This window comes from Marinagarivorans algicola, assembly GCF_001292705.1.
Classification (GTDB): Bacteria; Pseudomonadota; Gammaproteobacteria; order Pseudomonadales; family Cellvibrionaceae; genus Marinagarivorans; species Marinagarivorans algicola.
In genome coordinates this window covers 1-888 of the sequence record NZ_LGAK01000025.1, presented here as the reverse complement: position 1 = coordinate 888, position 888 = coordinate 1, and the positions used below count along the sequence as shown (strand labels likewise).

The window sequence follows — 888 nt, the reverse complement described above, 5'->3', positions numbered from 1 at the left end:
ATATACTCGTAGCACTTGAGATTTAGGTGTTATTATTTTTAACGATTGAAATATTGTCATTTGCAGATAAACTTGCTCCATGAAAGACTTTTGGCTTACCGATGAAGAACTCCTCGCCTTGCGCTCAGCCCATAAAGCTGAGCGCAATCGGCGTTCAGCGTATAAAATTAATGCGATTATCTTGCTGGGTACAGGCTGGAAACTAAAAGAGGTTAAAGAAGCTCTGCTTATTGATGATGAGACATTACGCGCTTACATTCATAAGTACAGAACATCAGGCATTAAAGGCTTGATTGAAACATACTATCAAGGGCGCACTAGCTTGCTCACTCAAGAGCAGAAGAAGATATTATGTCAGGCACTTGAAGATAAAATTTACCTCACGGTACAAGAAATTATTGATTATGTTCATGAGAATTTCGCTATTCAGTATAGTCTCAGTGGCATGAGGGATTTATTGCATCGCTTGGGTTACGTTTACAAAAAGCCCAAGCTGATTCCGGGCAACCCTAATCGTGAAGCACAAGAAGAGTTCGTTGAGTTTTATGAGCGTTTCATGGAAGAAAAGCCTGCTGAGGAAGAGGTATTATTCGTTGATGCGGTTCATCCTGAGCACAATGCAATGGCGGCTTATGGATGGATCAAGCGTGGTAGCGAGCGAGCTTTAAAAACAAATTCTGGACGACAACGCCTTAATTTACACGGCGCGATTAACGCAGAGACCCTAGCAATCACTTTAATTGAATCCAAAACAGTTAATGCAGACTCCACGATTGAGTTGCTAGAAACAATTAATCAGCAATATTCTTTATCCAGCCGCTTACATATCATATTAGACAACGCACGATACCATTATTCCAAAGCGGTTAGGGAGTACCTTGAAGGAAA

General features: G+C 40.9%; 1 protein-coding gene. It reads left to right on the top strand.

Going from position 1 to position 888, the window contains the following annotated elements; all coding sequences use genetic code 11:
* Positions 1–79: 79 nt before the first annotated feature.
* Positions 80–888, top strand: an 809-nt coding sequence (locus tag AC438_RS09930; protein ID WP_053981109.1) for an IS630 family transposase, incomplete at its 3' end; no start/stop codon positions are given.